Annotated in this window: 5 protein-coding genes and 1 pseudogene; all 6 read right to left on the reverse strand. The window is 55.9% G+C overall.

Features of this window, described 5'->3' with window-relative positions; translation table 11 throughout:
* Positions 1-21 precede the first annotated feature (21 nt).
* On the reverse strand, positions 22-297 hold the full coding sequence (locus ED901_RS15815) for a phage tail assembly protein (protein ID WP_122096495.1): 276 nt from the start codon (positions 295-297) through the stop codon (positions 22-24).
* Positions 298-379: 82 nt separating this feature from the next.
* Positions 380-889 carry a phage major tail tube protein gene (locus ED901_RS15820; protein ID WP_112168785.1) on the reverse strand — a complete coding sequence of 170 codons (510 nt, stop codon included), beginning with the start codon at positions 887-889 and terminating at the stop codon, positions 380-382.
* 13 nt (positions 890-902) lie between these two features.
* Positions 903-2,072 carry a phage tail sheath protein gene (locus ED901_RS15825; protein WP_122096481.1) on the reverse strand — a complete coding sequence of 390 codons (1,170 nt, stop codon included), beginning with the start codon at positions 2,070-2,072 and terminating at the stop codon, positions 903-905.
* Positions 2,073-2,233: 161 nt separating this feature from the next.
* Positions 2,234-2,374 (reverse strand): hypothetical protein, encoded by a 141-nt coding sequence (locus ED901_RS25155; RefSeq protein ID WP_162997881.1) that lies wholly within the window; start codon positions 2,372-2,374, stop codon positions 2,234-2,236.
* 105 nt (positions 2,375-2,479) lie between these two features.
* The gene (locus ED901_RS15830) at positions 2,480-2,998 is read right to left on the reverse strand and encodes a tail fiber assembly protein (protein ID WP_122096482.1); all 519 of its coding nucleotides are present in this window, start codon (positions 2,996-2,998) and stop codon (positions 2,480-2,482) included.
* Between the two features lies 1 nt (position 2,999).
* Positions 3,000-3,846 (reverse strand): annotated as a pseudogene (locus ED901_RS15835) (phage tail protein); the annotation flags it as partial.

The raw sequence follows: 3,846 nt of genomic DNA on the forward strand, positions 1-3,846 counted from the left end.
CTATCAAAGAGGCGGGCAGTTTTACTGTTCCGATTTCGGCGATAAAAAACCGACCACCTTACTCGCCAGTGCGATAAGGTCGGGCAGGCAAAGCGCGTTGCACTCCTGTTTGGTGAGGATCGGCAGCGTGATGCGCGGCAGCACAGTCACCAGCGCGTCAACGTCCGCATTCGACAAGGAGGCAAGGCCGATGCCGCGCAGATGACCGGCGTTTGGTTTGATGATTTCAACCTGGCTAATCACCATCTCGCCACGGGCGATCGGTTCTTCCAGGGTAATGACGTTTTCGTTTTCCATAGCGGTTTCATTAATCTGCTTCATGACATTCTCTTAAATCGTAAGGGGTATAGCAGCGCCGCGAACCGGCGCTGCTCAGGGTTTACAGGCCGATGTTTTTGCGGTGCTCCGCCAGGCGGTCAGTGCCGTTGACGATTTCCACCATGTTCACGGTGTCCACCTCGATCACGTCCTGCCCGTTGATGCTCAGCTTGAAATAGGTGCACTGGGTGGACACTTTGGTTTCGGTGTCTTCGCCCTGTTTGTACTCGCCAAAATCAATCTCTTTGTGACGCCCGCGCATCACGACCTCCACCGCGAGCGTCTCGCCGGTGTCGTCCTGCTGGAAGGAACCGGCAAAGCGCAGCGGCGTAGCGTCAACCGCCCCCCACTGCTGGAGCACCAACGTATCCAGCCCGCCCATCGTCCATTCCAGCGTCAGCGCGTCGTCGTCCAGCCCGAAGTCAATCGGCGCGGCACCGTTCATGCCGCCGCCGCGATAGTTCTCCAGCTTGCGTGTCAGCTTTGGCAACGTCAGCGCGCTGACCACGCCGACGTAGTTGTGACCATCGTTAAACAAGTTCAGGTATTTCAGTTTCTTTGGCAGTGCCATGGTTTAGCGCCTCTTAGCTGTTGATGGCCGTGGCGAACGTCGCCAGGTACTGATCGGTGATGCGCTGACGCAGGGTTAAATCTTCCAGCGGTGGCACCGGCGTATAGTCGTAATCAATGAACAGCTTGCCCGCTTTCAGGGTTTCAACGGTGTTAGCCTCCGCGTCATACCAGCAGGTGCCGTCGATGATCAGCCCGGCGGTTTTCATTTCGCGCAGTTTGGCGTTGATGCCCGCAATCATGTCTTTGATAAGCGTCGGGGTCATTGGCCTGTCCATTGCCCACAAGTGGGCTTCGGCCATGGTGTCCGCCAGCACCTGCGCGGTGCGGGTGTAGTTCTCAAACAGGAACAGCGGATCGTCAGAGCAGGTGCGCTGCCCCCAGAACTTAAAGCCGCCTTTGCGGATAAGGGTGGTGACGCACGCCTGGTTCAGCAGATCGGCGTCGGTGCCGGTGGTTTGCAAATCCCAATAGACGCTGGCGGACAGGCCGGTCACGCCGTTGATGCCGACGTTGGACAGAGTTTTATGCCAGCCGGTTTCGGTGTCGATTTTGGCACGCAGGCCGAGGGCATAGGCGGTGGCGGGCGCGATGTCGCTGGCGTTCGTGGTGGTGTTCCAGGCGACAAAATCCGGCCAGATGACCATCAGCTCACGCTGGCTGAAATTCTCGCGGTACTTGATGGCATCGGACACGGTCTTGCAGCCGTATGCGCTGACGTAGCCAAAGGCGCGCAGCTGCTGACAAACGGCACCGAGCGCCGTCGCGACCTCCAGATTATCCAGCCCCGGCACGCCGAGAATGCGCGGCTTCACACCGAGTTCAGTCTGAGCAGACAGCAGGGCTTTCATGCCGGTATACATGCCGGTGGCGTCGGTGCCGCCGATGATGTTGGAGGTGGTTTCCGCCTCGGTGTCACCTTCTGCCACGCGCACGACAACGACAACGGGTTTCGCCTGGTTGCCAATTGCCATCAATGAGGCGCGGAGTGTGCCGGTTTTACCGGCCTTGCCTGCGGCGGTCAGTACGTTGGTGATAAGCACCGGCGTATCGAGCGGGAACGCGTCGGCGTCGGCATCTTCTGCGGTGCAGACCATCCCGATGATGGCGGTGGAAACGGTGGAGATAACGCGGGTGCCGTCATTGATTTCAACAACGCGCACACCGTGATGATAATCAGCCATGGTGTTTTTTCCTGTGATTGGGGTGAGGTCAATCATCGCGTGTTGTGTACGCGCAGGCACGGCGGGCGGGGTGTGTGGGAAATGGCACAACGTGGTGAAGGCCAGATACAAAAAAGCCCCTCGTGGGGGCAGTGGTCAATAGAATTGAAAAGCGGGGGGAGTTAATTCTCCAACCCTAATTTTTCAGCCAGCCGGTGCAAAGCGCAAACGGATATCACGCCCTCAGCGGCTTGTGAAAATGCCGCCCAGTTTGCCGCGATAAATCCCGCAACTATCTCCGCTTCTTCCTGGTTTAATTCCATTTCATCCTCCTAAAAAGTCTGGGGATATCCTTAGACATATGCGGGATATGTTCAAATAGTTACTACTGATCAATTATCCGTAATTGATCGTTTTCAGCGATCAATTTATTCAGGTACAGCAGGCCAGTCGATATCCGGCGCAGCGGATAAATCCAGGCGATTCAGCGCAACGCGGTATTTCTTCCAGGCTTTCAGGCTCACCAGTTCCTCGTCGGTGGCGTCGTCAACATCAACCGCATCCTGTAGCGGGGCAATGGCGGCGGCGGCCTGGCTGAGCAACGTATTTTTTTGCTGCGCGGCGACTTCAATCGCCGGCTGTACAAATTTCACGAACTCGCCGTTTGCATAGCTGTAAGGGTGATCACTGACATCTTCCGGCAGCGCTTCGCGGCTGATTTCGTAAATGCTCACGCCTTCGGATAGGGTGAGAAAGTTCGGGTTATCCGACCAGGTAGAAATAAATCCGTCAGCACCAACGGCAATGAAACAGTTTTCGCCCTGCCATTTTTTGTCGCGTAGCGTGTACCAGTCCTGACCTGTTTCATCTTCGAAATACATGACGGGAAGGGGGATGCCATCTTCTAAAACCTGCTTAGAAATTTTGATATTTTTAAATGTGATCATCTTAGTTACCCACCTGACGCCAGCTTCCACTGGCCGTTCTAATCATTAATGCGCGGTAGTATTTCCCCATCATTCGGCAGTCGCCCATATCCGAGCGGATATTTAACCCCGTCATGAAACAACCGGTAGGCGCTTCCCAGTTCTGTTGCGCCGTCCATCCCGCATTCTCCAGCGCCTGGCTGCCGCGCTGCACGTCATAAATAAAGCGAGAGTCCGACCAGGCGCTGGTTGCTAAATAAACCAGCGCATTATTTGATGCACGCCTCATGTAAGGGGCATTTGGGTTATCAGCCTCGAGGCCAACATAGGTGATCCAATCACGGCGAGCATACCCTGACAAATCTTGCTGCGGCGGCGGGAAATTGGTGGTGTAAACCTCTCCCATATCAGAAGCATCTACCTGAATTTTTACCTTCGAACCCGTCCAGCCGAGATAGACTTTATTGCTCTTCATACCGGCACCGCCGCCTTGCTGAACAGCGGCAAAGTTCCCGACATTCCCCAGCCCGACATTCGAGTTGGTGAGGTTGATGTCTTTGGTGCCGTCAAAGGCCACACCGGCAATCTTCCGGGCGGTGGCGAGTTTGGACGCTGACACAGCCGTTCCGCCCGCCGGTAACGCGCCGACGTCAGCCGGTGTCGGTTTGTTGGCCTGACAGTAAATCTCATTCCAGGCAGACCATGGACCATCAACACCGTTCCACGCCCCCGTCATAGAGCGGGTGAATTGCCGCCCGTTGTTATTGAAAGCTATTTGCTGCGTCGCATTCGGACCCCAGGTAACGAAAATCACGCCGACAAAATTATTTATCGGATAGCCTTTTTCCGTGGTCGCCGCCGCAGCACCT

Source organism: Rahnella sp. Larv3_ips, from assembly GCF_003697865.1.
GTDB classification, from domain to species: Bacteria; Pseudomonadota; Gammaproteobacteria; order Enterobacterales; family Enterobacteriaceae; genus Rahnella; species Rahnella rivi.

Coding starts and splice junctions, on each gene's coding strand:
- ED901_RS15820 (WP_112168785.1), bottom strand. CDS start 889: ATGGCACTGCCAAAGAAACTGAAATACCTGAACTTGTTTAACGATGGT.
- ED901_RS15825 (WP_122096481.1), bottom strand. CDS start 2,072: ATGGCTGATTATCATCACGGTGTGCGCGTTGTTGAAATCAATGACGGC.
- ED901_RS15815 (WP_122096495.1), bottom strand. CDS start 297: ATGGAAAACGAAAACGTCATTACCCTGGAAGAACCGATCGCCCGTGGC.
- ED901_RS15830 (WP_122096482.1), bottom strand. CDS start 2,998: ATGATCACATTTAAAAATATCAAAATTTCTAAGCAGGTTTTAGAAGAT.
- ED901_RS25155 (WP_162997881.1), bottom strand. CDS start 2,374: ATGGAATTAAACCAGGAAGAAGCGGAGATAGTTGCGGGATTTATCGCG.